Genomic DNA, 26,842 nt, shown 5'->3' on the forward strand with positions numbered 1-26,842 from the left:
TATGGGTGGCATAAGGGGTTGCGCCAATCAATTTTTCTGATCGCTGGGATTTATGCCAGTGATCTATCAAGCGCGACGCGAAGCGTCGTCGCCGCGCGTTCAGGCGCGATGCGCAGCATCGTCGCCCCCGCGATGCGCAGCATCGTCGCGGCACTGTTCCAAGGCGCGATGCGACAGCATCGTCGCCCTCCGCCCAGCGCCCCGCCGCGAGTTCCCGCACCTCACCGTCCAACACCGCCCCTCATCAAAGCGTGAATGCGGTGCGGCAAAGCCGCGCTTGAACGAAATGGAAATCGGCTCGATAGAATGACGCGCCGACACGCGCCGGAAACATCCGGCCTGTTAAAATGGTCTAAAAACCCGCCAGGAGCCTGCCCCGTGGACCAGTCATCCTTCGACAAGCAACTTGCCGCCTTGCGCGATCAGCGCGCGGCGGCCAAGGGCTCAATGCGCGAGGCTTTCGCCGCCGATCCCAAGCGCTTCGAGACATTCTCAGCGACCGATGGCGATCTTTTGCTCGACTGGTCGAAATGTGCCGTCGACGCAGATACGATGACGATGCTGGAAAAGCTCGCGGGTGCGGCCGATCTCGCGGGACGCCGTGCCGCCATGTTCCAAGGCAAGAAGATCAACATCACCGAGAACCGCGCCGTGCTGCACACCGCGCTGCGCAACCTGACCGGCAAGAGCGTGATCGTCGACGGCCAGGACACCAAGGCCGATGTGATCGCCGTGCTCGACGCCATGGGCGCCTTCGCCGACGCCATCCGCTCCGGCAAGGCGGCCGGCGCCACCGGCAAGAAGATCACCGACATCGTCAATATCGGCATCGGCGGCTCCGATCTCGGCCCGGCGATGGTGACGCTGGCGCTCGCGCCCTACCATGACGGGCCGCGCGCGCATTACGTCTCCAATGTCGACGGCGCCCATATCCACGACACGCTGAAGGGTCTGTCTGCCGAGACGACTTTGTTCATCATCGCCTCCAAGACCTTCACCACGGTCGAGACGATGACGAATGCGCAGACGGCGCGCGATTGGGTTCAGAAGGCGTTGGGCAAGGAAGCGGTCGGCAAGCATTTCGCCGCCGTCTCGACCGCCCTCGACCTGGTGGCGAAGTTCGGCATCGAACAGGACCGCGTCTTCGGCTTCTGGGACTGGGTCGGCGGCCGCTATTCCGTCTGGAGCGCCATCGGCCTGCCGGTGATGATTTCCGTCGGTCCGCGCAACTTCCGCGCTTTCCTCGACGGCGCGCATGAGATGGACGAGCATTTCCGCTCGGCGCCGATGCAGAAGAACCTGCCGGTGCTTCTGGGGCTGATCGGCTGGTGGCATCGCGTCGTCTGCAAATATCCGGCCCGCGCCGTCATCCCTTACGACCAGCGCCTGTCGCGCCTGCCGGCCTATCTGCAGCAGCTCGACATGGAATCGAACGGCAAGAGCATCACGCTGGACGGCACTGCGGTCGCCACGCCGACCGGCCCGCTGGTCTGGGGCGAGCCCGGCACCAACGGCCAGCATGCCTTCTTCCAGCTCCTGCATCAGGGCACCGACTTTATCCCGGTCGAATTCCTCGCCGCCGCTGTCGGTCACGAGCCCGAATTGAAACACCAGCATGATCTTTTGCTCGCCAACTGCCTGGCGCAGTCGGAGGCCCTCATGAAGGGGCGCACGCTGGAAGAGGCGCGCGCCCAGATGCTGGCCAAGGGCATGAAGCCGGCCGACGTCGACCGCATCGCGCCGCACCGCGTCTTCTCGGGCGATCGCCCCTCGCTGACCATTCTCTACAGAAAGCTCGACCCGCGCACGCTCGGCCGGCTCATCGCGCTTTACGAGCACCGCGTCTTCGTCGAAGGCACGCTGTTCAACATCAATTCCTTCGACCAATGGGGCGTCGAGCTCGGCAAGGAACTGGCGACAGGCCTGCTGCCTGTCGTGGAAGGCAAGGAGACTGCCGCAAAACGCGACGCCTCGACTGCCGGGCTGGTGGGACATATCCACCAATTGCGCGGCGCGGAGTAAACGGGATTGGCGGATATCAAGGGAATATTGTTCGACAAGGACGGCACGCTTGTCGACTTCAACGCAACCTGGCTCGGCGTCGCCGACTTCATGGCGATGGATGCCGCCGAGGGCGATCGCTGGAAGGCGGATCGACTGCTCGCCGCCGCCGGCTTCGACTTCGTCACGAAGCGCTTCAAGCCGGATTCGATCTTCGCCTCCGGCTCGAACATGGACGTCGTCGAGCTCTGGTTCCCGCGTCTGTCCGAGGAGGACCAGATGCACGCCGTTTCCCGCTTCAACGAGATCACTTCGGCGCAAGGTTCGGCCATGGCGGTCGCGCTGCCGGGCGTCGTCGACTCGTTGCGGGCCTTGCACAAACGATCCTATCGCATGGGCGTCGCCACCAACGATTCGACCAGCGGCGCCGAAAAGACGCTGGCCACGCTGGGCATCGCGCAGCTCTTCGATGCCGCCTTCGGCTATGACGCTGTTGCCAACTCCAAGCCGGCGCCCGACACGGTCGTCGCTTTCTGCGACCTGACCGGGTTGAAGCCGGGCGAGATCGCCATGGTCGGCGACAACCGCCATGACCTGGAGATGGCGCGCGCCGGCGGCTGCGGCCTGGCGGTGGGCGTGCTCTCCGGCACCGGCACGCGCGACTCGCTGGCGCCGATGGCGGACGTCGTTCTGGACTCGGTCGCCGACCTGCCGGATTTTCTGACTGCGCGGGTGAACGTGCCGGCGGGCTAACCAGTCGCCGCCCAGGAAGACGCCTCAGTCAGCCATTTTCCGATGCGACTGCTTCTTGGCCCGATTGCCGCAGCTGTTCATCTCGCACCACCGTCGCGAACCGTTCTTCGTGCGATCTATGAAAAGCCAGCGGCAGTCGTGCGGCGGGCATTGTTTGAGACGCGATAGTTCGTCGCCGCGAAGCAGGTCGAGAGCCGACCACGCGATTGCCCCGGTGATGCGATTGGCGCCTAGGAAATGCAACGACACGGCGATCCAGCGAGCGCGGCGGTTCTGAGCGCTTCGGCCGCGTATTTTCTGATGGTATCGAGCGCGGCAGCGGGAGGTTCGTCGCCATGAGCGATTGCCGAGCCGGTGTCGCTTACGGCGCGGCGAAGGGCGAGAACGTCTTTGACCAAAGCTTCGTGGTCGGCCGAAGGAAGGGCGAAATCATCGTCGATCAGGCCCGTTTGCCTTGACCACGCCAGGATGTCCGCCGCCGTCGCGAGATGGTCGATTTCCCGGTCGGTGCCGCGCCGACTGATGGTGTTGGCGAGATCAAGGGCCAGGTTGCCGGCGATACGATGGGGAAGTGACATTGGCGACGGCTTTCATTTCCTCGCTGCGTTGGGGCGGTCGCGCCCAAACAACGCCAATCCTGCGGCTACCAACAACAGTGCGGCGCCGCCGATCTCGGCCGCTCCGACCTTTTCGCCGAACAGCCAAACGCCTACGGCCAGTGCAACGATGGGCGAGATGAAGGCATAGAGCCCGGCGCGGGCGGTGCCCCATTGTTCAAGCAGGCACAGATAGATCGTGTAGGCTACGATGGTTCCGAGGAGGGAGAGGAACAACAGGCTTGCCGCAGCCGGAGCGACATCGATCCTTCCTGGCAGCGTCGCCGAAACCTCGCCCAGAAGGAATGAGACGACGATCAGCGCCGCGCCGCCGAGAACGGCGTGGATCGCGGTGAGTGTCAGAGGCTTGATCGGGCCGATCAGCGGCCGCGCAATGACGCTCCCCGCGCAGTAGCACGCCGTGCCGGCCACGATAGCGGCAAGGCCCAATCCGTTTCCGGATTCCTGTTCGACAAGACGCGTCCAGAAGAGGCCAAGGAGACCTGTGCAGCCGAGCGCCAGCGCCAGGCCGTGCCGCCAAGTGGGCCGCTCTTCTCCGAGCAGGACTGCCAAGCCAAACAGAAGCACCGGAACCAGCGCGAGATTGACCAAGCCGGATAGGCCGGAGGGGACCGTTTGCATGCCCCAGAACAGCAGTCCGTAGGTTCCGGCATTCGTCAGCAGGGCCGATATGATGACTCGCATCGACCGGCCTTCCGCGAATGCCGATAGGGCTCCATGTGTCCAAAATGCCAGGATTCCCGCAGTCAGCAGATAGCGCAGCCCCGCCAGAAGAATCGGGGGGACGCCCGCATCCAGGCCGATCTTGACTGCCGCCCAGGTCAGCCCCCAGATCAGTGCCATGAGGCCGAACAGGGCGAGGTTGCTCATGACGGCAACGTCAGCGCAGATCCTGGTCGTCGACGAGGATGCGGTGGATCTCGATGCGCTCGGGCAGTTCGATCAGAAATTCGGCGTCGCGGTCCAGATGGTGGACTTTGATCGGGTCGCCCTTGGTGAAAGCGGTCATCGCCTCGATATCGGGCCAGTAAGAGATGGTCGTGAACCAGGTCTCCTCTTCCCGGTCCTCGCGAAAGAGCTGGACGCCGAGCGCAACCCGCTGAAGCGGAGGAATGCCTTCTGCCTTCAAATAGGTTTCGTAGCTGTTCGCGACGTCGCGACGGGTGCGGCCGCGCCAGATGCGTGCGATGGTTGGTTTCGTCGCCATGTTCGTCTCCTTGGGTTCTGGATTTGGCGGAGAGCCGTGCTTACGGCAGCGTTCGCGAGAGGAAGTCGCGCACCAGCCGCAGGGCTTCCTCGAAATGTGTTTCCAACAGCCAATGGCCGGCCTCGTCGAGGATGTGCAGTTCTGCATCCGGGAGGTCGCGCCGATAGGCGAGCGCTGACTGCTCGGGCATGTAGCCGTCCTGCGGTCCCCAGACGATCAGCGTCGGCGGACGGTGCTCGCGCAGATAGGATTGGTATCGCGGGAACCATTCGATGTTCTGCTCGAGCTTTTCCATCAGCCGGACCGACACCGCCTTCCGGATCGGTGTGTTCATGAGCGGCCAATGCAGCTTCCACAGATCGGGAGGAACGCGGCTGGCGACGTCCTGAGATATCTCGCCGATGAACTCCTTGCGGAATCCCTCCTCGCTGACCGCCTCCTCGAGTGGACGGTGCCTCTCTGCCGATTTGTCCACCCACCAGGCTTTGATCGTGTCGTATTTCGGCCCGAGCACGTCCTCGTAGATGTCACCGTTCTGGATGACCAGGCCCGCGATCCTGTCGGGATGCGCTATCGCGTGACGGAGGCCGATCTGAGAACCGTAATCGTGGAGCCAGAGCGCATAACGCTCCAAATGCAGCGCATCGGCAACGTCAGCGAGAACGCCGGCATAGGCATTGAAATCATAGTCGAACTCGGCGGGGTCCGGTGTGTCGCTGTAGCCGAATCCAGGCCAGTCGAAAGCTACTGTCCGCCAGCGGTCGGCCAAGCCCGGCATCAGGCGTCTGAACTGGTAAGACGAGCAGGGGTAGCCATGCGGCAAAAGAAGGACGGGAGCATCGGGCGGTCCTGCTTCTCGCAGAAATATCGTGTGGCCGCCGATCTTTGATCGACGGTGATTTGTGTCGTGGATTTCCATGACTGCTCCGTCTCTTCGTTCTATCCGTTAGAACTGGTAAAACGGGTTTAGCTGGTCCCTGTTCCGAGCTTTGCTCTCGGAACGATGAATAAGAAAGTGCTGTATGACCCGTGGCGCCCGATGTGAGGCGAGGGGCGATTGCTGGGCTCCTCAGCCACCCTTTTATCGGACAAAGGCGAACACCGCGCTGGGCCTGGGTTCGCTGCCGCCGTTTCCGCCGACATCCGGCACGTGATATTCGCCGAGCAGGCAAAGCCGTGGTCTGGGCAGCCAGGCGCGGCCGGGATCGCCGACCAGCACATCGATGCCGGCGGCTAGGCAGCGGTCGAGGAACGGGATCATCCGTTGCCCGACATCCTGCGCGTAAAAGACGTCGCCGGCGAGAACCAGGTCGACCACCGGCGGGGGGCCGTCGGTGAGGTCCTCGTCGCGTGTCTGGATGGCGACGCCGTTGGCTTGCGCATTGAGGCGGAGCGCCACGATGCCGTTGCGGTCGATCTCCGCTGCGATCACTGCGCTCGCGCCGGCTTTTGCCGCAGCGATGCCGACCAGCCCCGAGCCGGCGCCGAGGTCGAGCACGCGTTTGCCGGCTACGATCGACGGACGGTCGAGGATATAGCGTGCCAGCACGGTGCCGCCGGCCCAGGCATAGGCCCAGTAGGGCGGCTGTGGGTCAGGCCGGCTTCCGTCGCTCTCGTCTTCCGGTTCGAGCAGCCGCCGCAGTCCGCTGCCGGGATGCGCCTGGTAGAGTCGGACCTCCGGCACTGACGGCACCGGCGCCAGCCGCATGTTCGCCTTGATGAAATCCGCCGGATCGAGCCGCTTGCCTCGCTCCCATGCCTTGCCGGCGGAATAATCGCTCAAACCTGGTCCCGCAGCGCCCGCCGCAGGATCTTGCCGACCGGTGTCTTCGGCAACTCGGTGCGGAATTCGATGAATCTCGGCCGCTTGTAGCCGGTCAGGTTCTCGCGGCAATAGGCCATCAACGTCTCGACGGTGAGCGCCGGATCCTTCTTCACCACGAACAATTTAGGCACCTCGCCGGAATGCTCGTCCGGCACGCCGATGGCCGCCACTTCGAGCACGCCGGGGTGATGCGCCACCACCTCTTCCAATTCGTTCGGGTAGACGTTGAAGCCGGAGACCAGGATCATGTCCTTCTTGCGGTCGACGATCTTGGTGTAGCCGCGCTCGTCCATGAAGCCCATGTCGCCGGATTTGAAGAAGCCGTCCTTGGTCATTGCCTTGGCGGTCTCATCGGGCCGGTTCCAGTAGCCGGCCATAACCTGCGGGCCGCGGATGCAGATCTCGCCCACTTCGCCGAGCGGCACGTTGTTGCCGTCGTCGTCCCGAATGGCGATCTCGGTCGAAGGCAGCGGCAGGCCGATCGTGCCGGTGAAATCGGCCGAGCTGAACTTGTTGGCGGTCGCCACCGGCGAGGTTTCAGAGAGCCCATAGCCTTCGCTCACCGGACAGCCGGTCAGCGCCTTCCAGCGCTCCGCCACGCCCTTCTGCACCGCCATGCCGCCGCCCAGCGTCAGGATCAGCGGCTTGAAGTCGAGCTTGCGGAACTCCTCATTGTTGAGCAGCGCGTTGAACAGCGTGTTGAGGCCGGGGAAGATGTGCATCGGGTATTTCGCCAGTTCCTTGACGAAGCCCCGGATGTCGCGCGGGTTGGGGATCAGCACGTTCTGCGCGCCCTGCTGCATGCCCATCAGCGCGTTCACCGTCAGCGCGAAGATGTGATAGAGCGGCAGCGCGCAGATGAAGTTGAGATGCGCCGGCTTCGGCTTGACCGTATAGGCGTCCTCTACCCACAGCGAATTCTGCGCGACGTTCGAAAGCACGTTGCGATGCAGCAGCACAGCGCCCTTCGAGACGCCGGTGGTGCCGCCCGTATATTGCAGGAAGGCGATGTCGTCGCCAGAGACCGTGGGCGGCTTGAAGGCGATGCTCGCTCCGGTCTTGAGCACGGCGTTGAACTTGACATGGCCGGGCAGCGACCATGCCGGAACCATCTTCTTAACCCGTCGCACCACGAGGTTGACGATGGCGCCCTTGAGGCCGCCCAGCATGTCGCCCATGGCGGCGACGATGACATGCTTGACCGGCGTCCTGGCGATCACCGCCTGCAGCGTGGCGGCGAAGTTCTCGAGGATGACGATCGCCTGCGCGCCGGAATCCTTCAGCTGGTGTTCCAGCTCGCGCGGCGTGTAGAGCGGGTTGACGTTCACCACCGTATAGCCGGCGCGCAGTATGCCCATCATCGCCACCGGATATTGCAGCACGTTCGGCATCATCAGCGCCACGCGCGCGCCCTTCTCCAGGCCTCTCGCCTGCAGATAGGCGCCGAACGCGGACGACAGCCGTTCGACCTCGGCATAGGTGATCGACTTGCCCATGCATACGAAAGCCGGCCGCCCGGCGAATTGCTTGCAGGCGCCGACGAGGAACTCGCCGATGGACTTGTAGGGCAGGGCGCCGATCTCGGCCGGCATGTTCTTGGGATAGCTTTTCAGCCACGGCTTTTCCGGCAAGCCGACGGTGAGCTCGGTGATCGCCTTCGGCAGGCTCTTCGAGGCAGGCTTCGCGTTGCCCGTCGCTGGCGCCGTCTTCGCGGCGGGCGACTTCGCGGCCGCTTTTCCGGCTTTTGCCGCCGCGGGCTTGGCAGCGGCCGGCTTTGGGGCTGATTTTGCGGGTTTTGCAGTCGTCTTCGCCTTCGCTGTGGCTGCGGCCTTGGCGGTCTTGGGCGCATCGCTTGCGGCGGCGCCCTTGGCCTTTGCATTCACCGGGGCTGTCGTCTTGGCTGCTTTTGCCACCTGTCTCTCCCTGTCGCCTTCGATCTCGGCGTCCGCTTCCAGGGAAGCGTCCTCCACGCCGTCGCGGATTTCCGGGAAATCCCGCCCGCAGTCTATGTATTGCCTCTATCGGCGACGGTGCAAGCCTTGCCCCAGCGGCAGGGCGGGGAAAGATTTGCCGTCGAAATCCGATGATCCGGACACCTTCCGCAGCACGTCCGGCGGCGGGCAGATCTTCGGCAGTCGGGCCCTGTCGGCTGGTTTTAATAGGTGAGCGATCAATAAAAAAATGCCGTCGTTAATAATGTCGTGAGCAGAAAAAACTACTCATTTTTTCTGCGGTTTGAGCAAAAGCTAGATTCTTTTCCTGCTTCCCATGGGGTACGCAAACGAGGTGTTCCAAAGGCGAAGAAACGGTGCTTATATGCGCCCTTCGCGAGCCTGATAGAGGGGCTTGAGAGAACATCAGGGAGTGGTCAATGAAAAAGACAATGACTTTTGCAGCCGCGTTGCTGGCTGCAAGCGTCCTCAGCGGCATGGCCAGTGCTAAGACGCTCGTTTATTGCTCGGAAGCGTCGCCGGCCAATTTCGATCCGGGTACGACGACCGGCGGCAACGACTTCGATGCGTCTTCGCGCACCGTCTATTCCCGCCTGGTCGAATTCAAGCATGGTGGCACCGAGATCGAGCCTGGTCTGGCCGACAAGTGGGAAATCTCCGACGATGGCCTGGTCTATACTTTCCATCTGCATCCGGGCGTGAAGTTCCAGACCACCGACTATTTCAAGCCGACGCGCGACCTCAACGCCGATGACGTCGTCTTCTCCTTCGATCGCCAGTTCAACAAGCAGAATCCGTGGAACGGCGACAAGTATCTGCCGAACCTCACCTGGGACTATTACACCGGCATGGACATGCCGAAATATGTCGCCAAGTGGGAGAAGGTCGACGACCTCACCGTCAAACTGACGCTGACCGAGCCGAACGCGCCGATGCTGGCCAATCTCGGCATGGATTTCGCCTCGATCGTGTCGAAGGAATATGCCGACCAGCTCCAGAAGGACGGCAAGATGGCCGACTTCTCGACCAAGCCGGTCGGCACCGGCCCGTTCCAGTTCGTCGACTACCAGCTGGATTCGGTCATCCGCTATGCTGCCAATCCCGACTACTTCAAGGGCAAGGAAAAGATCGACGATCTCGTCTTCGCCATCACGCCTGACGCGACCGCCCGCATCCAGAAGGTGATGGCCGGCGAATGCGACGTAGCGCCCTATCCGAACCCGGCCGACATCGCCACCATCAAGACCAACAAGGACGTGACGCTGATGGATCAGGCCGGCCTGAACATCGGCTATATGAGCTACAACACCACCATCCCGCCGCTCGACAAGCCGGAAGTGCGCCATGCGCTCAATCAGGCGATCGACCGGGAGGCCCTGATAAAGTCGCTGTTCCAGGATGCCGGCGCGACGCCCGCCGAGAACCTCATCCCGCCGACCATGTGGTCGTGGAACAAGGACGTGAAGACCGACACCTACAATCCGGAAGCGGCCAAGAAGGTTCTCGCCGATGCCGGCCTGAAGGAAATCCAGCTCTGGGCTGCCGACCGCGTTCGTCCTTACAATCCGAACTTCCAGCGCGCGGCTGAGCTGATCCAGGCCGACTGGGCCAAAGTCGGCGTCAAGGCGAACATCGTCAACTACGAGTGGACGAAGTATCGCGAGGAAGGCAAGAAGAAGGACCGTCCCGGCGCCTTCCAGATCGGCTGGACCGGCGACAATGGCGATCCGGACAATTTCTTCGCCACTCTCTTCGCCTGCTCGGCCATCGGCGTCTCGAACTACTCCAGCTGGTGCGACAAGGATTTCGAGGACCTGATCCAGAAAGCCAAGAAGACCAGCGACCAGGCCGAGCGCACCAAGCTCTATGAGCAGGCGCAGGTGATCTTCGCCAAGCAAGCGCCCGCTTTCCTGCTGGCTCATAGCCAGGTTTACGCGGTCGTTCGCAATAATGTCACCGGCTTCAAGATGGACCCGCTCGGCATTCACCGTTTCGACGGCGTTGACAAGTCCGAGTAATATTGCGAACGGGGCGGCGCAACTTCCAGCGCCGCCCCGTTCCATTTGATGATGCTCCGATATCTTCTCAACAAAATCGCCCTCCTGATTCCGACCCTGGTCGGCATCACCATCTGTGCCTTCGCCTTTGTCCGGCTGCTGCCGGGCGATCCGATCCTCGCCATGGCCGGCGAGCATGGCGTCGCCCCCGCCCGCTACGAAGAGCTGAAGCAACAGTTCGGCTACAATCTGCCGATCTGGGAGCAGTATGCGCGCTATGTCGGTGAGGTCGCCACCGGCGATTTCGGCGTTTCCATCTCGTCCAAGCGCCCGGTCATCGAGGAGTTCAAGACGCTCTTCCCGGCGACGCTGGAACTGTCCTTCTTCGCCATGGTCTTCGCCATGGTGATCGGCATTCCCGCCGGCATTTTTGCCGCCGTCAAGCGCGGCTCATGGTTCGACCAGTCGCTGATGGGCACGGCCCTTGTCGGTTACTCCATGCCGATCTTCTGGTGGGGCCTGCTGCTCATCATCTTCTTCTCGGGCTATCTCGGCTGGACGCCGGTCTCGGGCCGCATCGGCCTGCAGTTCTTTTTCAAGCCGATCACCGGCTTCATGACCGTCGACAGCCTCCTCTATGGCAAGTGGGATGCATTCCGCTCCGCGCTTAGCCATCTCGTCCTGCCGGCGATCGTGCTCGGCACCATTCCGCTGGCAGTGATCGCGCGCCAGACGCGCTCGGCCATGCTCGAGGTGCTGGGCGAGGACTATGTCCGCACCGCGCGCGCCAAGGGCCTTTCGGCAGCGCGCGTCATCGGCGTGCATGCGCTTCGCAACGCGCTTATCCCGGTCGTCACCACCATCGGCCTGCAGGTCGGCACGCTGCTTGCGGGCGCCATCCTCACCGAGACCATCTTCGCCTGGCCAGGCATCGGCAAGTGGATGGTCGATTCCATCTTCAAGCGCGACTATGTCGTCGTGCAGTCGGGTCTGCTTTTGATCGCGCTCATCGTCATGGCGGTGAACCTCATCGTCGATGTGCTCTATGCCGTCATCAACCCACGCATCAGGGCGGCATAAAATGACCCAGACCGAAATCGCCCCGATGGCCGCCGGCAGCCCGGATCGGCTCACAGGCCTCAAGACCTTCTGGCACTATTTCTCCGTCAACCGCGGCGCCGTCATCGGCCTGTTCGTCTTCCTCCTTTTGGTGCTCGCCGCGCTGTTCGCGCCGCTGCTCACGCCTTATGCGCCCGACGTCCAGGACAAGACCGCGTTTCTGCGGCCCCCCGCCTGGCAGGCCGGCGGCTCGACGCAATATCTGCTCGGCACCGACCCGGTCGGCCGCGACATCCTCTCGCGCCTTCTCTACGGCGCGCGCTTCTCGCTGCTGATCGGCGCCGTGGTGGTCACGCTGGCGCTCACCGGCGGCATCACGCTCGGCCTGCTGGCCGGCTATTTCCGCGGCTGGGTCGACGTTGCGATCATGCGCGTCATGGACCTGATCCTGGCCTTTCCGTCGCTGCTCCTGGCGCTGGTGCTTGTCACCATTCTCGGCCCGGGCCTGTTCAACGCCATGCTAGCGATCGCATTGGTCCTGCAGCCGCATTTCGCCCGCCTGGTGCGTGCCGCCGTGATGGCCGAGAAGAGCCGCGAATATGTCGTGGCGGCGAAGGTCGCCGGCGCCGGCCATCTGCGGCTGATGCTCGCCACCATCCTGCCCAACTGCCTTGCGCCTTTGATCGTCCAGGGCACGCTGTCCTTCTCCAATGCTATCCTGGAAGCCGCCGCGCTCGGCTTCCTTGGCCTCGGCGCCCAGCCGCCGACGCCGGAGTGGGGCACGATGCTTGCCACGGCGCGCGAATTCATCCTGCGCGCCTGGTGGGTGGTGACCTTCCCGGGTCTCGCCATCCTCATCACCGTGCTTGCCATCAACCTTGTCGGCGACGGCCTGCGCGATGCCCTCGATCCCAAGCTCAGGAGGTCGTGATGGCGCTGCTCGACATCCAGAACCTCGTCGTCGAATTCCAGACCGCGTCCGGTCCGTTCCGCGCCGTCGACGGCGTCTCGCTCCATGTCGACGAACGCGAGGTGCTCGCCATTGTCGGCGAATCCGGCTCCGGCAAGTCGGTGTCGATGCTGGCGGTGATGGGCCTGCTTCCGTGGACGGCGACCGTCACCGCCGACCGCATGGCCTTCAACGGCCGCGATCTGTTGAAGATCGACCCGGCCGACCGCCGCAAGATCATCGGCAAGGACATTGCCATGATCTTCCAGGAGCCGGTCGCCAGCCTCAATCCCTGCTTCACCGTCGGCTTCCAGATCGAGGAAGTGCTGCGCTTCCATATGGGCATGGACAAGACCCAGCGGCGGGCGCGCGCCATTGAGCTTTTCAAGCAGGTCGGCATTCCGGAACCGGAGGAGCGGCTGAATTCCTTCCCGCACCAGATGTCGGGCGGCCAGTGCCAGCGCGTCATGATTGCCATGGCGATCGCCTGCAATCCGAAGCTGTTGATCGCCGACGAGCCGACCACTGCGCTCGACGTCACCATCCAGAAGCAGATCCTCGACCTGCTGGTCTCGCTGCAGGCCAAATACGGCATGGGCCTGATCATGATCACCCACAATATGGGCGTGGTTGCCGAAACCGCCGACCGCGTCATCGTCCAGTACAAGGGCCGGAAGATGGAAGAGGCCGACGTGCTGTCGCTCTTTGAATCGCCGAAGAGCAACTATACGCGCGCGCTGCTCTCGGCGCTGCCGGAGAACGCCGTCGGCGACCGGCTGCCGACCGTCTCCGACATGCTGTTCGAGCCCGCGCCTTCAGGAGCCGGCGCATGACCAAGGTCGTCGAAGGCAAGGACATCAAGCGCGACTACCATGTCGGCGGCGGCCTGTTCCGCGGCGCGCGCACCGTCCATGCGGTGAAGGGCGTGTCCTTCAGCGTCGAGAAGGGCAAGACGCTTGCCGTCGTCGGCGAGAGCGGCTGCGGCAAGTCCACGCTCGCCCGCATCATCACGCTGATCGATCCGGCCACTTCCGGCGAGCTCTTCATCGACGGCAACAAGGTCGACATCGCCAGGGACGGGCTCACCAAGGAAATGCGCCGCAAGGTGCAGATCGTGTTCCAGAATCCTTATGGCTCGCTCAATCCGCGCCAGAAGATCGGCGACGTGCTGGGCGAGCCGTTGCTCATCAACACCGACAAGCCTGCCGAAGAGCGGCGCGACCTGTCGATGAAGATGCTGAAGAAGGTCGGTCTCGGACCCGAGCACTACAACCGCTACCCGCATATGTTCTCGGGCGGCCAGCGCCAGCGCATCGCCATTGCCCGGGCGCTCATGCTGAACCCGAGCCTGCTGGTGCTCGACGAGCCGGTCTCGGCGCTCGACCTCTCCGTGCAGGCGCAGGTGCTGAACCTGCTTGCCGACCTGCAGGACGAGTTCCAGCTGACCTATGTCTTCATCAGCCACGACCTCTCGGTGGTCCGCTATATCGCCGACGACGTGATGGTCATGTATTTCGGCGAAGCCGTCGAATACGGCCCGCGCGACGAGGTCTTCTCCGACCCCAAGCACGCCTACACCAAGACGCTCTTCGCCGCGACGCCGCGCGCCGACATCGCCAGCATCAAGGCCCGGCTGGCGAAGAAGGCTGCTTAAGTCCGGAATTCGTCATCCATGGGCGGAGCGACGCGAAGCGTCGCGCAGACCCGAGGATCCATTCCGTCCCCTACAGGGCAGGCACAGCGGAGCAGAATTCTGCACCGCTGCAACGCGTTGAAGTCACGGAATGGATCCTCGGGTCTGCGCCGCGTCGCTTCGCTCCTTGCTCCGCCCGTGGATGACGAAGCGGAACTTGCTGCGCCCCAATTCACCTAAGAAGGCTCGGTTATTTCACGCCAACTTCGCAATAGTCGCCCGCAGCGCTTCCCCAAAGCGGTGCACCTCTTCCACCGTGTTGTAATGCACCAGCGAGGCACGAATGGCGCCGCTGTCCATCGACAGATTCAGCCGCTTCATCAGCCGCGGCGCATACATGTGGCCGTCGCGTATGCCGATCTGCATGGCGGCCATCTCCTCGACGATCCGCTGCGGCGACAGCTTGCCGATGTTGAAGCAGAAGGTCGGCACGCGCTCGGTGATGCGCGCCTCGTCAGCGACGCCGTAGATCGTGGCATTGCAATCCTTCAGCACCTTCAGCATTGCGCGCGCCAGCATCAGCTCGTAATCGCGGATGGCGTTCATGCCGGCGACGATGTTGTCGCGGCGCGAGCGGTTGTTTTCGGGAAGGAAGTTGCGGCCGATCGATTCCAGATAGCGCACCGCCGCGTCCATGCCGGAGACGTTCTCATAGATGAAGGTGCCGGCCTCGACCTTGTAGGGCGGCTCGTCGGGAATGAAGTCCTCGCGGAAGGTCGGCAGCCGCTTCAGCGTGTCGAAGCGACCCCATAGGAAACCCATATGCGGCGAGAAATTCTTGTAGCCGGAGCAGACGAGATAGTCGCACTGCCAGGCTTGCACGTCGATCAGCCCATGCGGGCCGTAATGCACGCAATCCAGCAACACTTCGGCGCCGGCCGCATGCGCGATCGTGGCCACCGAGGCGACGTCGACGATCGAGCCGATCGAATGCGCCGTCACCGTGCAGGCGACGAGGCGCGTGCGCTCCGACACCAGCGGCTTGAGGTCGTCGACATGCAAATTGCCGTCCTCGCGCATGCGCCACCATTTGAACTTGGCGCCGGCGGATTCCAGCGCCAGCCAGGTGGCGATGTTGGCATCGTGGTCCATGTCGGTGATGACGATCTCGTCGCGTCCCCCAACCGTGTCGTTGGAAAGCATCTGGCCGATGCCGAGGCTGACCAGGCGGATGAACGAGGTGGCGTTCATGCCGAAGCAGATTTCGGACGGACTGTAGGCATTGATCAGCAGTGCCACGCTTGTCCGCGCGTCGGCGACCGACTGATCGACGGTGACGCTGCGGCCATAGCGGCCGCCGCGTTGCACATTGTGCGACACCAGGTGGTTGGTCACGGCGTCGAGCACGCTTTGCGGGATCTGCGCGCCGGCGGCATTGTCGAGGAAGATGAAGTCGCCCGCCTGTTGAAGCGCCGGAAACATGGCGCGGATCTTCTCGACCGGGAACGCGGCGGCGTTGGTATTGTCGGACTGGTGCTTGTTCACGGGCAGGCTCCTGCGGGGGACTTGGACGATCGGTGGACGGGGTTCAGCGCGTCTTCTCGGTCTGGAAGCGGCGCTCGAGCAGGCTGACGAGGCGCACCATCGGCCAGAGGAAGATGAGGTAGACAAGCGCCGCGCCGATCAGCGGCGAGGGATTGGCGTAGAGCGACTGCGCATTGGTCGCTTCCTTGAGCAGCTCCGGCAGCGCCACGGTCGAGGCGAGCGAGGTGTCCTTGAACATCGAGACGCAGTTGCTGGTCATCGGCGGGATGACCACGCGGATCGCCTGCGGCAGCACGACCTTGCGCAGGGTCAGCATGAACGACAGGCCAAGCGCCTGCGCCGCCTCGAACTGGCCGCGTGGAATGCTTTCGATGCCGGAGCGAAATACCTCGGCCGAGTAAGCCGACATGATGATGGCGAAAGCCGTCACGGCGGACGCCCAGGACGACAGGCGTATGCCGAGGAAGGGCAGCGCGTAGTAGATCAGGATCAAAACCACCAGCACCGGCAAAGCGCGAAAGATGTCGGTGTAGCCGACTGCGAGCAGCCGCAGCGGCTTCGGCGCATAGAGCCGCACGAGGCTGATCGCCAGCCCCGCCGCGATACCGATGACGATGCTCATCACCCCAAGCAGGAGCGTGTTGAGAAAGCCGCGCAGCAGCGCCGGCAGGCTGGCTGCAATAACGCCGGGATTGAAGAAGGTGTCGATCAGCGACATGGGAGCGTTCCCGAACCGTTTTGCGTCCAGAGCAATTCCACGAAAAGTGCGAAACGGCTTTTCATCCGCAATTGCATCAAATCAAGGAGACAGACGCCAGAGCCAGGCACCGACACCGATTTTGCCGCACCGGCTTCGGCGATGGCAGGGCTCGTGGGTGAAAAAACGGACGTGCCGGCCTCTCGCGCCGGCACGTCCTGTTGTGTTCGTCGCCGCTCAGGCCTTGGGCAGCGGCATTTCCTTGACCGTGGAGGAGTCCGCCGGAGCATCGCTGTCGAACCACTTCTTGTGGATCGCGGCCAGCGTCCCGTCCTTCTTCATCGCCGTCAGCGCGTCGTTCAGCTTGCCGAGCAGCGGGTGGTCCTTGGTCATCATCAGGCCGTATTGCTCGCCGGTCTTGATGCGCTGCTTGACGACGAGGTCCTTCATCTTCTTGAAGGAGTATTGCATGCCGGGGATATCGCTGACGGCGGCATCGACGCGGCCGGCGCTGAGGTCGAGCAACAGGTTCTGCTGCGTGTCATAGCCCTTCACGTCGCTGAAGCCGTCGGCCTGCTGATGGTCCTTGACCCAGGTTTCGCCGGTGGAACCGGAAAGCACGCCGACGACCTTGCCCTTGAGGTCCGCCTCGGTGCTGATCGGGCTGTCGGCCTTGGTGGCGATGCCCATGTCGGAGTCATAATAGGGCTGCGTGAAGGACTGCGACTTCAGCCGCTCCTGCGTGATGGTGATCGAGGAGATGGCGACGTCAATGCGCTTGGAGGTGGTGGCGGCAAACAGCGCCTGGAACCCGAGATCGGCGATGTCGGTGGTCATGCCGATGCGCTTGGCCGCCTCGTTGACGATGTCGACCTCGAAACCCTCGAAGGTGCCGCTCTCGTTCTTGTATTCGAAAGGCGGATTGGTCGGGTAAGCGCCGACATTGAGCGCATCCGCGGCGTAAGCGGTGGCGGGGCCGGTGGCGATGCCGATAGCGGCGGCCATGAGAAGCAGGTTGCGACGAGTAAAGCTCATTTCTGTTCCCTCTGTTGTTGAACGGGCGGGTTTTCCCCGCACGGCTTTTTGCCGCCCCGCTTCCGGCAGGGCGTCAATTCATTGCGGCGGTCATGCGTTGAAGCGCCGTTTCTATCTGGCTGGTGTCGTGGCACACGCACATGCGCAGGAACGCCGCCGTCGAAGTTCCGAACAGGTGACCGGGCGCAAGCCCGACCCGCGCCGTCTCCAGAATGCGGGCGCAGGCGCGCCGCGCGTCGTTCTCGCCCTCCAGGGCGAAGAACGCATACATGCCGCCGCGCGGCTTGGTCGGCAGGATGGTGCCTGGGATTTGCACCAGCCGGTCATAGGCGAGGTCGAGGCCTATCCTGATCCGCTGCCTGATTTCCTCGACCAGCGGCTCGCCCTGGCGGATGGCGGCGACGGCGCCCGCCTGGATCGGCGCGGCGGTGCCGCTGTTGACATATTGCGTCATCGCGCCGAGCTGGTCGGCAACGCCTGACGGATGCGTCAGCCAGCCGATGCGCCAACCGGTCATCGCCCAAGCCTTCGAAAAACTGTTGACCGACAGCACCCTGTCGCCGTCCTCGGCGATCTGCAGGATGGAAGGAGCGACGTCGCCCTCGAGATAGAGTCGGCCGTAGACCTCGTCGGAGATGATCCAGATGCCGGTGCGCCTGCTGAAGTCGAGCAGCGCCTGCATCTCCTCGCGCGTCGCGGTCCAGCCGGTCGGATTGGACGGCGTCGACAGGAAGATCGCGCGGGTGCGCGCATCGCAGCTTGCAAACAATCGGTCGAGATCGAGTTGCCAGTCGCCCTTGAAGTCGAGCGAGAACGGGCGCGGCTCGCCGCCGATCAGATGGATGGCGTTGTGGATGTTGGGCCATTGCGGCGCGACATAGACGACGTTGGTGCCGGTATCGACCAGCAGTTCCAGCGCCAGATAGAGCGCCTGCATGCCGCCCGGCGTCACCGTGGTCCGCGCGATCGGGATCGAGCGGCCGTGGATGCGCGTCTGGTACTCTGAAAGCGCCTCGTTCAGCGGGCCGTGCCCGCGCATGTTGGGAACGTAGAAGGTCAGGCCTTCGTCGAAGGCGGCCTTCGCCGCGTCGCGGATGAAGGCTGGCGTCACCATATCGCCTTCGCCGTACCAGAGCGCGATGACATCGCCGAGTTCCCGCGCGCGAACCGCGAGGTTGGCGATGTTTTCGGTGTGCAGATCGCGAATCTGGGCACGCACGCCATCGAAGGCATAGCGCGCGCTGGACGATGAATGGGGCAGTATGAACGACAAGGACCGAACCCCTCTCACCCGGAACACTGCGATGGACCGGAAAAGCCCCTCCAGCCGGACAGTCGCGATCTTGATGCTATCCAAAGTACGGCGCTTTTCAAGGCGAAAGTTTTAAGCTTAAAGTTTGGCGACCTCTACCTTGCCGATATGCTCTCGCCTAGCCGGCCCCTTGCGCCAGTTCGGCACGGGCGGCGGTGCCGTTGGCCGCGGCCCCGGCACCGAGAAACATCGTGTCGCTGGCCAGCACGAAGAAACTCGCGCCGATGGCTGCCCATCGGCTGACGGTCTGGGGGCTGGCGCAAAATATGCCGGCAGTCCTGCCATGTGCGATCGTTACGCGAATGATTGTTCCGATCGCCTCGGAGAGCTTGTCCGCGCCTGCCGGGCCGATCGCGTCGATCGACACCGAGAGATCGCCAGGGCCGACGAAGACCACGTCGACGCCGTCGACCGCCGCGATCGCTTCGATATTGGCCAGTCCCTCCGATGTCTCAACCTGGACCGCGACGATCGTTCGGTTGTTGGCGGAGGCAAGATATTCGGGAATACGATAGCCATAGCCCGCGGCCCGGCCGGGACCGACACCGCGCGCGCCTTGCGGTGGATAGCGCGAGGCCTTCACCGCCATCGCGGCCTGCTCCGCTGTCGAGACGCGCGGCACGAGCACGCCTTGCGCGCCGCTGTCCAGCGCCGCCTGAATGGCTTCTGGCGCATGGCCGGGAACCCGGACCATCGCCGGCACGCGATGCACGTCGGCTGCTCGCACCATGGTCTCGATCATGTCACGCGAGATCTGCGCGTGCTCCCAGTCGATGCAGAGGAAATCGAGGCCGGACAGCGCCATGACCTCGACGGCGACCGGATGGGGAATGGCGACGAATGACCCGACGAGGTTCGTCTTGCCGATGCACTTCTGGCGGAACTCGCTCATGCCATCCCCTTTTTGAGTTGCCCAATGCATACCCGCAAATGACGGCCAGGCGAAGCTATTTCAGGCTTGAAATATTTTCACGCCAGCCTAGCGTGTGGCGTCCCGCCGCGAGTTGCCAAGATGATCAAAGCCCATCCCCTGCACGGCCCGAACAGACTGAAGCTCGGCGTCTTCTCGGCCAACGCCGATGGCGGGCTTGCCATCACCGACGTGCCGGAACGCTGGACCGCAAGCTGGCGGGATAATCTGACGGCCGCCCAGATAGCCGACCGCGCCGGCCTCGAATTCATGTTGCCGATCGCGCGCTGGCGCGGTTTCGGCGGCCGCAACAAGGTCCGCGAATTTTCCTTCGAGACCTTCACCTGGGCGGCGGCGCTCGCGGCCGTGACCGAGCAGATCGGCCTGTTCATGACGGTGCATGTGCCGCTGGTGCATCCACTCTACGCCGCCAAGGCGCTGGCGACGGTCGACCACATCAGCCAGGGCCGCGCCGGGCTCAACATCGTTTGCGGCTGGAACCCGAAGGAATTCGGCATGTTCGGCACGCCGCTGGTCGAGAAGGGCTATGACCAGGCGGCGGAATGGATTGAAATCCTCGAGCGGCTCTATGCATCGAGCGAGCCTCTCGACTACGAAGGCACTTATTATCGGCTCAAGGAGGCGGTGAGCCGGCCGGCCAGTCTCCAGGTTCCGCGGCCGGTGACGATGAATGCCGCTTTCGGCGGCCCGGGCCGGGATTTCGCCGCCGCCAGATGCGACTATCTGTTCACGACCTTTTCCGAGATGAACGATGCCGGCAAGCATGTCGCCGACATCGGTGAGCGCGCCGACAAGGCGGGCCGCGATGTCGGCGTCTATACGGTTGCGCATGTCGTCTGCCGCCCGACGGTGGAAGAGGCGCAGGCCTATTACACGCGCTACGCCGTCACGATGGCCGATCACGAAGCCGTCGATGCCCATATGGCCGGCAAGAAGGAATTCTCCCAGTCGCATGACCCGCACGCCTATGACCGCTATCGCCAGCGCTTTGCCGGCGGCGCCGGCACTTATCCATTGATCGGAACCCCTGAAAAGATTGCCGCCGATATGGTCGCCATTGCCGGGCATGGCTACCAGGGCATCGCATTGTCCTTCGTCAACTACACCCAGGAACTGCCCTATTTCTGCGACCATGTTCTGCCGCTGCTGCGGCAGGCCGGGCTTCGCCGGTAACTATTCCGGGATAACAGCCGTCGCCTGAATCTCAACCTTGGCCCGGTCCTCGACCAGCGCCACCACTTGCATCGCCGCCATCGCCGGGAAGTGTCGGCCGATCACGTCGCGATAGGCCTCGCCGATGCCCTTGAGGTTGCCGACATATTCGGCCTTGTCGGTAAAGTACCAAGTCATCGAGGTGATGTGCCGCGGCTCGCCGCCGGCTTCGGCGAGCACGGCAACGATGTTGGCGAGCGTCTGGCGCACTTGGCCGACGAAGTCGTCGGTCTCGAACCGGCATTCCGCATTCCATCCGACCTGGCCGCCGATAAAGACGAGCCGGCCATGCGCGGCCACACCATTGGCGTAGCCGATCGGTTTGGCCCAGCCTTCCGGCTGCAGGATCGTGTGCATGTCCAGTTCCCCCTGGTTCAAACTCGTTGTCACGCCCCGCCCATCACCTGCCTGGCGATGACCACCTTCTGCACGTCCGAGGCGCCCTCATAGATGCGCAATGCCCGGATCTCGCGATAGAGGCTCTCGATGATGTGTCCCTTGCGGACGCCATCGCCGCCATGCAGTTGCACCGCCTTGTCGATCACGTCCTGCGCCTTGTCGGTGGCGAAGAGCTTGGCCATCGCGGCCTCGCGCGTCACCCGCGCGGCGCCCATGTCCTTGGTCCAGGCGGCGCGGTAGATGAGGAGCGCAGCGGCGTCGACATCCAGCGCCATATCGGCGAGGTGGCCCTGCACCATCTGTAGCTCCGCCATCGGCGCACCGAACAGTTTTCGTTCGGCCGCGCGTTTAATGCTTTCGTCCAGTGCGCGGCGCGCGAAGCCGAGGGCCGCCGCGCCGACCGTCGAGCGGAACACGTCGAGCACCGACATGGCGATGCGGAAGCCGTCACCGGGCTTGCCGATCAGGCCGGAAGCCGGAATGCGCACATTATCGAAGGAGAGCCGCGCCAGAGGGTGAGGGGCGATGACCTCGAGCCGCTCGGCGACGCTGAGCCCCTTCGTCTCCGCCGGCACGACGAAAGCGGAAATCCCCTTGGCGCCGGGCGCCTCGCCGGTGCGGGCGAACACCACGTAGAGGTCGGCGATGCCGCCATTGGAGATCCAGGTCTTTTCGCCCGTGAGCAGACAGTCGCCGCCTTCGCGGACAGCGGTCATTTCCATATTGGCGACGTCCGACCCCGAGCGTGGCTCGGAGAGCGCAAAGGCGGAGATCGCTTGGCCGGCCCGCGTCTTCTCCAGCCAGCGCTGCTGGTCCGGCGTGCCGAACAGCGTGATCGCGCCGGTGCCCAGCCCCTGCATGGCGAAGGCGAAATCGGCGAGTCCGTCGTGGCGGGCAAGCGTCTCGCGCGTGATGCAGAGCGTGCGCACATCGAGCGGTCCGGGTTTGGCCGGGTCGAGCGCCGTCGGCTTCAGCCACCCGTCGCGGCCGAGCATCGCCACGAGCGCGCGGCAGGCGGCGTCGACGTCGTGGTGGTCGACGGGAAGGTTCTGTTGGCACCAGGCTTCGAGACGCTCGGCGAGTTGGCGGTGGCGATCTTCGAAGAAGGGCCACGAGAGGAAGGTGCGGTCAGGCATTTGCACCTCCGCAGTGCTTAGGGCGTTGCGCTCTACGGCGCCCCCCTCTGTCCTGCCGGACATCTCCCCCTCTAGGGGGGAGATTGGCAGTTTTGGCGTCCCGCTCAATCGTGCGGCGTTGGTGGTTGGCGAAAGCGGGGGCGACATCCGATTTCCCCCCTAGAGGGGGAGATGGCCGGCAGGCCAGAGGGGGGCGCTGTCCCGCCAACCTCTCCAAGAACACACCCATCCTCAACTCCCCTCGAACACCGGCTTTTCCTTCGCGACGAACGCCTTGTAGGCCCGCTTGAAATCGCCGGTCTGCATGCAGATCGCCTGCGCCTGCGCTTCCGCCTCGATCGCCTGGTCGAGGCCCATCGACCATTCCTGGTTGAGCTGCATCTTGGTGATGCTATGCGCGAAGGTCGGGCCGGAGACGATGCGCGCGGCCATGTCGAGCGCGTCGGGCTCCAGCGCCGCCGGTTCGACCAGCCGGTTGTAGAACCCCCAGCGCTCGCCTTCGGCGGCGCTCATGGTGCGGCCGGTGTAGAGCAGTTCGGCGGCGCGGCCCTGGCCGATGATGCGCGGCAGGATCGCGCAGGCGCCCATGTCGCAGCCGGCGAGGCCGACGCGCGTAAACAGGAAGGCGGTCTTTGCCTCCGGCGTGGCGATGCGGATGTCGGAGGCCATGGCGATGATCGCGCCGGCGCCGACCGCGACGCCGTCGACGGCCGCGATGATCGGCTTGCCGCAGTTGAGCATCGCCTTGACGAAATCGCCGGTCATGCGGGTGAAGGCGAGCAGCGCCTTCATGTCCATCTGGATCAGCGGCCCGATGATGTCGTGGACATCGCCGCCCGAGCAGAAATTGCCGCCATTGGGCAGGAACACCACGGCATCGACGTCGTCGGCATAGACGAGCTCGCGAAACGTGTCGCGCAGCTCGGCATAGCTGTCGAAGGTCAGCGGGTTCTTGCGCTCCGGCCGGTCGAGCCGAATCTTCGCGACCTTGCCTTCGACCTGCCAGAGGAAGTGCTTCGGCTTGAGCTTGGCCATGGCGCTCATTCGCGTCCCTCCCAATTGCTGCGGAACGATTTCAACATGCCGGTCAGCTGCCGCGCCTCGTCCTCGCTGACATTGCCGAGCAGCTCGCCGACCCAATTCTCATGCGCGGCGGCGATCGCGGCGAAAGACTTCGAGCCTTCCTCGGTCAGCCGTACCATCGAGGTGCGGCGGTCGCCGTTGCGGCGCGCCCGCGTCACCAGCCCTTCGGACACCAGCCGGTCGACGATGCCCGTCACATTGCCGTTCGACACCAGCAGGAAGCGCGACAGATCGCTCATCAGCATGCCTTCCGGCGAGCGGTAGAGCGCCGCCATCACGTCGAAGCGCGGCAGCGTGGTGTCGAACTCCTTCTTCAAACGCTCGCGCAGCTCCGCCTCGATGGTGCGCGATGCGCGCAGCAGGCGTATCCACAGCCGCAGCCTGTCCTTGCCCGGTCCGGCGGAAGTCGGTCCCGCTACCATGTCTCGCCCCCCGAGATCGAAATGGCCTGCCCGGTGATCGACCGCGCGGCGTCGCTGCACAGCCAAAGCACCGCCGCCGCGACTTCTTCCGGCTGGATGAAATGCCCCTGCGGGTTCGTCGCCGCAAGGCTCGCGCGCGCCTCGTCGGTGGAACGTCCGGTCTTCTCGACGATGCGCTGGACGGACTCCTCTAGCATCTCGGTTTCGACGAAGCCCGGGCACACGGCATTCACGGTGACACCGGATTTGGCGGTCTCGGCAGCCAAGGCCCGCATCAGGCCGACAACGCCGTGCTTGGCCGCGACGTAAGGTGCGACATAGGCGTAACCCTTGAGGCCTGCGGTCGAGGCAATGAAAATGATCCGGCCTGTCTTTCGCGCGAGCATTCCGGAGAGCGCCGGCTTCACGGTCAGGAAGGCGCCGGTGAGGTTGACGTCGAGCGTGCGCTGCCAGTCGGCCAGCGCGGTCTTGTGCGCCGCCGCGCTGCCCGCCATGCCGGCGTTGGCCACGACGATGTCGAAGGGTCCGCGTGCGGCTTCCGCCTTCTGGTACACGTCCGCCATGGCGGCCTCGTTCGTGACATCGGCGGTGACGGCAAAGATGCGGTCGTTTTCCTTTGTAACCTCAGCCAGCGTCGCTTCGCGCCGCCCGCATATGGTGACGGCCACACCTTCTGCCGCCAGCACTTGCGCAATGGCTTTGCCGACGCCGGAGCCGCCGCCGGTGACCAGCGCGTGCTTGCCGGCAATTTCGCGCACGGCGCTCATACTTTGAGCCCCGCAGCCGCTTCGCGCTCGGCCAGCCGGTAGATCTGGTCGCGTCCCGGCAGATAGGGATCGGGCCATTTGACGCCGCGGTCGCCGAGCGTCACCGCCGCGTGCAGCGTCCAGTAGGGATCGGCAAGATGCGGCCTTGCCAGCGCCACCAGGTCGGCGCGCCCGGCCATCAGGATCGAGTTGGCGTGGTCCGGCTCATAGATATTGCCGACCGCCATCGTCGCCATGCCGACCTCGTTGCGGATGCGGTCGGAAAACGGCGTCTGGAACATGCGGCCATAGACCGGCTTGGCGGCGATGGTGGTTTGCCCGGCCGACACGTCGCAAAGGTCGACGCCCGCTCCGTGCAGAAGTCTGGCAATCTCGACCGCATCCGAAGGCGTGACGCCTTCGATGCCCACCCAGTCATTGGCCGAGATGCGCATCGAGATCGGCTTCTCGGCCGGCCACACTGCGCGCACCGCATGGAAGATTTCCAGCGGATAGCGCATGCGGTTTTCCAGCGAGCCGCCATAGTCGTCGGTGCGGCGATTGGTCAGCGGCGTGATGAAGGCCGACAGCAGGTAGCCATGCGCGGCATGGATCTCCAGCATGTCGAAGCCGCAGCGTTCGGCCATCTCGGCCGAGGCGACGAACTGATCGCGAACCAGATCCATGTCGGCGCGGTCCATCGCCTTCGGCACCTGGTTCTTCGGCGACCATGGCACGGCCGAAGGCGCCATCACCGGCCAGTTGCCGTCCGGCAGTGGCACGTCGGTTCCTTCCCAGCCCACCCGGGTCGAACCCTTGGCGCCGGAATGGCCGATCTGGGCGCAGATCTTCGCTTCGGTCTCGGCATGGACGAAATCGACCAGCCGCGTCCACGCGACCTCATGCTCCGGTCTGTAGAAGCCAGGGCATCCGGGCGTGATGCGCCCTTCCGGGCTGACGCAGGTCATCTCGATATAGAGCAGGCCGGCGCCGCCCTTGGCGCGTTCGGCATAATGCGAAAAATGCCAATCGGTCGGGCAGCCGTCGACCGCCTTGTACTGCGCCATCGGCGAGACGACGATGCGGTTGCTGAGCGTCATGTCGCGCAGCTTGAACGGCGCGAACATCGGCGCGCGGCGTAAGCTGTTGCCGCCGGCGCCGGCCTTGCGCTGGAACCATTCTTCGGCGCCCGCGAGCCATTCGGCATCGCGCAGCCGAAGGTTCTCGTGGCTGATGCGCTGCGAGCGGGTGAGCAGCGAATAGTTGAATTGAACTGGATCTAAACCGAGATATCGTTCGACTTCTTCGAACCATTCCAACGAATTGCGCGCCGCCGATTGCAGCTTCAGCACCTCGGTGCGCCGCGCATCCTCATATTTGCGGAAGGCCGCATCGAGGTCCGGCTCGGACTCGACATAGTCGGCGAGCGCCACCGCGCTCTCCAGCGCCAGCTTGGTGCCGGAGCCGATGGAGAAATGCGCTGAAGCCGCCGCATCCCCCATAAGCGCCAGGTTCTTGTACGACCAGCGCTCGCACAGCACCCGCGGAAAATTGATCCAGGCCGAACCGCGGATGTGGTTGGCGTTGGTCATCAGCGGATGGCCGCCGAGATGCTTTGAAAAAATGCGCTCGCAGACCGCGATCGAGTCCTGCTGCGTCATCTGGCCGAACCCGAACGCAGCCCAGGTCGCTTCGCTGCATTCGACGATGAAGGTCGCGGTCTCGCTGTCGAACTGGTAGGCATGCGCCCACACCCAGCCATGCTCGGTCTTCTCGAAGATGAAGGTGAAGGCGTCGTCGAATTTCTGCGTGGTGCCCAGCCAGACGAACTTGCATTTGCGGGTGTCGATGTCCGGCTTGAAGACGTCGGCGAACGTGGCGCGGGATTTAGAGTTCAACCCGTCGGCGGCGACCACCAGGTCATGCGTTTCCATAAAGGGTTTCGGGTCGGAAACATCGGTCTCGAACATCATTTTGATGCCGAGCTCGCGGGCGCGCCGCTGCAAGAGGATCAGGAGCCGCTTGCGGCCGATGCCGCAAAAGCCATGACCTGAAGACACCGTGCGCACGCCATCATGGATGACGGCGATGTCGTCCCAATAGGCGAAATGCTTCTTGATCCAGACGGCGCTGACCGGGTCGTTCCTGGTCAGATTCTCCAGCGTCTCCGCCGACAAAACAACGCCCCATCCGAATGTGTCGTCGGCGCGGTTGCGCTCATAGACCGTCACCTCATGCGCGGCATCGCGCAGCTTGAGCGAGATGGAAAAGTAGAGGCCGGCTGGTCCGCCGCCGAGAACCGCAACCTTCATGTCTTGCGATCTCCTCTAG

At 63.9% G+C, this 26,842-nt stretch carries 26 protein-coding genes; 8 read left to right on the forward strand and 18 right to left on the reverse strand.

What is annotated here, in order from left to right; translation table 11 throughout:
- Nucleotides 1-378 precede the first annotated feature (378 nt).
- Both pgi and LB552_RS05845 read left to right on the forward strand, forming a co-directional pair.
- A complete protein-coding gene (gene pgi, locus LB552_RS05840) occupies nucleotides 379-2,022 on the forward strand; it encodes a glucose-6-phosphate isomerase (RefSeq protein WP_318012016.1) in 1,644 nt (547 codons plus the stop codon).
- 6 nt (nucleotides 2,023-2,028) lie between these two features.
- Nucleotides 2,029-2,754 (forward strand): HAD family hydrolase, encoded by a 726-nt coding sequence (locus tag LB552_RS05845; RefSeq protein WP_140724452.1) that lies wholly within the window; start codon nucleotides 2,029-2,031, stop codon nucleotides 2,752-2,754.
- Between the two features lie 24 nt (nucleotides 2,755-2,778).
- Here the strand turns inward: LB552_RS05845 and LB552_RS05850 are convergent, their stop codons facing one another.
- From LB552_RS05850 to LB552_RS05880, 7 genes are all read right to left on the reverse strand, one after another.
- Entirely contained in the window at nucleotides 2,779-3,003 is a 225-nt protein-coding gene (locus LB552_RS05850; protein ID WP_224602694.1) for a CGNR zinc finger domain-containing protein, read from the reverse strand.
- Entirely contained in the window at nucleotides 2,985-3,332 is a 348-nt protein-coding gene (locus LB552_RS05855) for an ABATE domain-containing protein (RefSeq protein ID WP_224602704.1), read from the reverse strand. Before LB552_RS05855 ends, LB552_RS05850 begins: the two co-directional genes overlap by 19 nt.
- A gap of 12 nt (nucleotides 3,333-3,344) precedes the next feature.
- Nucleotides 3,345-4,241, reverse strand: coding sequence for a DMT family transporter (locus tag LB552_RS05860; protein ID WP_224602706.1), 897 nt, complete (start codon nucleotides 4,239-4,241; stop codon nucleotides 3,345-3,347).
- Between the two features lie 10 nt (nucleotides 4,242-4,251).
- On the reverse strand, nucleotides 4,252-4,578 hold the full coding sequence (locus tag LB552_RS05865; protein ID WP_224602708.1) for a hypothetical protein: 327 nt from the start codon (nucleotides 4,576-4,578) through the stop codon (nucleotides 4,252-4,254).
- Nucleotides 4,579-4,618: 40 nt separating this feature from the next.
- Entirely contained in the window at nucleotides 4,619-5,497 is an 879-nt protein-coding gene (locus tag LB552_RS05870; protein WP_224602710.1) for an alpha/beta fold hydrolase, read from the reverse strand.
- 162 nt (nucleotides 5,498-5,659) lie between these two features.
- Complete coding sequence (locus tag LB552_RS05875) at nucleotides 5,660-6,286, reverse strand: class I SAM-dependent methyltransferase (RefSeq protein ID WP_224603395.1); 627 nt, start codon at nucleotides 6,284-6,286, stop codon at nucleotides 5,660-5,662.
- A 71-nt stretch (nucleotides 6,287-6,357) separates the two neighbouring features.
- On the reverse strand, nucleotides 6,358-8,316 hold the full coding sequence (locus tag LB552_RS05880) for a long-chain fatty acid--CoA ligase (RefSeq protein WP_224603396.1): 1,959 nt from the start codon (nucleotides 8,314-8,316) through the stop codon (nucleotides 6,358-6,360).
- A gap of 458 nt (nucleotides 8,317-8,774) precedes the next feature.
- On the opposite strand from LB552_RS05880, the gene LB552_RS05885 reads away from it, so the two are divergent.
- From LB552_RS05885 to LB552_RS05905, 5 genes are read left to right on the forward strand one after another with little or no spacing between them, the layout of a single operon-like run.
- Complete coding sequence (locus tag LB552_RS05885) at nucleotides 8,775-10,373, forward strand: ABC transporter substrate-binding protein (protein ID WP_224602712.1); 1,599 nt, start codon at nucleotides 8,775-8,777, stop codon at nucleotides 10,371-10,373.
- 51 nt (nucleotides 10,374-10,424) lie between these two features.
- Complete coding sequence (locus LB552_RS05890) at nucleotides 10,425-11,432, forward strand: ABC transporter permease subunit (RefSeq protein ID WP_224602715.1); 1,008 nt, start codon at nucleotides 10,425-10,427, stop codon at nucleotides 11,430-11,432.
- Nucleotide 11,433: 1 nt separating this feature from the next.
- Nucleotides 11,434-12,342 carry an ABC transporter permease subunit gene (locus tag LB552_RS05895; protein ID WP_224602717.1) on the forward strand — a complete coding sequence of 303 codons (909 nt, stop codon included), beginning with the start codon at nucleotides 11,434-11,436 and terminating at the stop codon, nucleotides 12,340-12,342.
- Complete coding sequence (locus LB552_RS05900; RefSeq protein ID WP_224602719.1) at nucleotides 12,342-13,193, forward strand: ABC transporter ATP-binding protein; 852 nt, start codon at nucleotides 12,342-12,344, stop codon at nucleotides 13,191-13,193. Before LB552_RS05895 ends, LB552_RS05900 begins: the two co-directional genes overlap by 1 nt.
- Complete coding sequence (locus tag LB552_RS05905) at nucleotides 13,190-14,014, forward strand: dipeptide ABC transporter ATP-binding protein (RefSeq protein ID WP_224602721.1); 825 nt, start codon at nucleotides 13,190-13,192, stop codon at nucleotides 14,012-14,014. The genes LB552_RS05900 and LB552_RS05905 overlap by 4 nt, the downstream gene beginning before the upstream one ends.
- 234 nt (nucleotides 14,015-14,248) lie before the next feature.
- Here LB552_RS05905 and LB552_RS05910 read toward each other — a convergent pair whose 3' ends face one another.
- From LB552_RS05910 to LB552_RS05930, 5 genes are all read right to left on the reverse strand, one after another.
- On the reverse strand, nucleotides 14,249-15,538 hold the full coding sequence (locus LB552_RS05910; protein ID WP_224602722.1) for a cysteine desulfurase-like protein: 1,290 nt from the start codon (nucleotides 15,536-15,538) through the stop codon (nucleotides 14,249-14,251).
- Nucleotides 15,539-15,581: 43 nt separating this feature from the next.
- Entirely contained in the window at nucleotides 15,582-16,256 is a 675-nt protein-coding gene (locus tag LB552_RS05915) for an amino acid ABC transporter permease (RefSeq protein WP_224602725.1), read from the reverse strand.
- Between the two features lie 216 nt (nucleotides 16,257-16,472).
- A complete protein-coding gene (locus LB552_RS05920; protein WP_224602727.1) occupies nucleotides 16,473-17,270 on the reverse strand; it encodes an ABC transporter substrate-binding protein in 798 nt (265 codons plus the stop codon).
- Nucleotides 17,271-17,343: 73 nt separating this feature from the next.
- A complete protein-coding gene (locus LB552_RS05925) occupies nucleotides 17,344-18,543 on the reverse strand; it encodes a pyridoxal phosphate-dependent aminotransferase (RefSeq protein ID WP_224602736.1) in 1,200 nt (399 codons plus the stop codon).
- A gap of 157 nt (nucleotides 18,544-18,700) precedes the next feature.
- Nucleotides 18,701-19,474 (reverse strand): HpcH/HpaI aldolase family protein, encoded by a 774-nt coding sequence (locus LB552_RS05930; RefSeq protein ID WP_224602738.1) that lies wholly within the window; start codon nucleotides 19,472-19,474, stop codon nucleotides 18,701-18,703.
- A 120-nt stretch (nucleotides 19,475-19,594) separates the two neighbouring features.
- On the opposite strand from LB552_RS05930, the gene LB552_RS05935 reads away from it, so the two are divergent.
- Entirely contained in the window at nucleotides 19,595-20,686 is a 1,092-nt protein-coding gene (locus LB552_RS05935) for an LLM class flavin-dependent oxidoreductase (RefSeq protein ID WP_224602740.1), read from the forward strand.
- Here LB552_RS05935 and LB552_RS05940 read toward each other — a convergent pair whose 3' ends face one another.
- The 6 genes from LB552_RS05940 to LB552_RS05965 form a co-directional block, all read right to left on the reverse strand.
- On the reverse strand, nucleotides 20,687-21,082 hold the full coding sequence (locus LB552_RS05940; protein WP_095766033.1) for a RidA family protein: 396 nt from the start codon (nucleotides 21,080-21,082) through the stop codon (nucleotides 20,687-20,689).
- A gap of 29 nt (nucleotides 21,083-21,111) precedes the next feature.
- Nucleotides 21,112-22,260 (reverse strand): acyl-CoA dehydrogenase family protein, encoded by a 1,149-nt coding sequence (locus tag LB552_RS05945; RefSeq protein ID WP_224602741.1) that lies wholly within the window; start codon nucleotides 22,258-22,260, stop codon nucleotides 21,112-21,114.
- 231 nt (nucleotides 22,261-22,491) lie between these two features.
- The gene (locus LB552_RS05950) at nucleotides 22,492-23,304 is read right to left on the reverse strand and encodes an enoyl-CoA hydratase family protein (RefSeq protein WP_224602750.1); all 813 of its coding nucleotides are present in this window, start codon (nucleotides 23,302-23,304) and stop codon (nucleotides 22,492-22,494) included.
- Complete coding sequence (locus LB552_RS05955; RefSeq protein ID WP_140543119.1) at nucleotides 23,301-23,765, reverse strand: MarR family winged helix-turn-helix transcriptional regulator; 465 nt, start codon at nucleotides 23,763-23,765, stop codon at nucleotides 23,301-23,303. Before LB552_RS05955 ends, LB552_RS05950 begins: the two co-directional genes overlap by 4 nt.
- Nucleotides 23,759-24,532 carry an SDR family NAD(P)-dependent oxidoreductase gene (locus LB552_RS05960; protein ID WP_224602752.1) on the reverse strand — a complete coding sequence of 258 codons (774 nt, stop codon included), beginning with the start codon at nucleotides 24,530-24,532 and terminating at the stop codon, nucleotides 23,759-23,761. The genes LB552_RS05955 and LB552_RS05960 overlap by 7 nt, the downstream gene beginning before the upstream one ends.
- Complete coding sequence (locus LB552_RS05965) at nucleotides 24,529-26,823, reverse strand: bifunctional salicylyl-CoA 5-hydroxylase/oxidoreductase (protein ID WP_224602754.1); 2,295 nt, start codon at nucleotides 26,821-26,823, stop codon at nucleotides 24,529-24,531. Before LB552_RS05965 ends, LB552_RS05960 begins: the two co-directional genes overlap by 4 nt.
- Between the last annotated feature and the right edge of the window lie 19 nt (nucleotides 26,824-26,842).

This window comes from Mesorhizobium sp. CA7 (genome assembly GCF_020165015.1).
GTDB lineage: Bacteria > Pseudomonadota > Alphaproteobacteria > Rhizobiales > Rhizobiaceae > Mesorhizobium.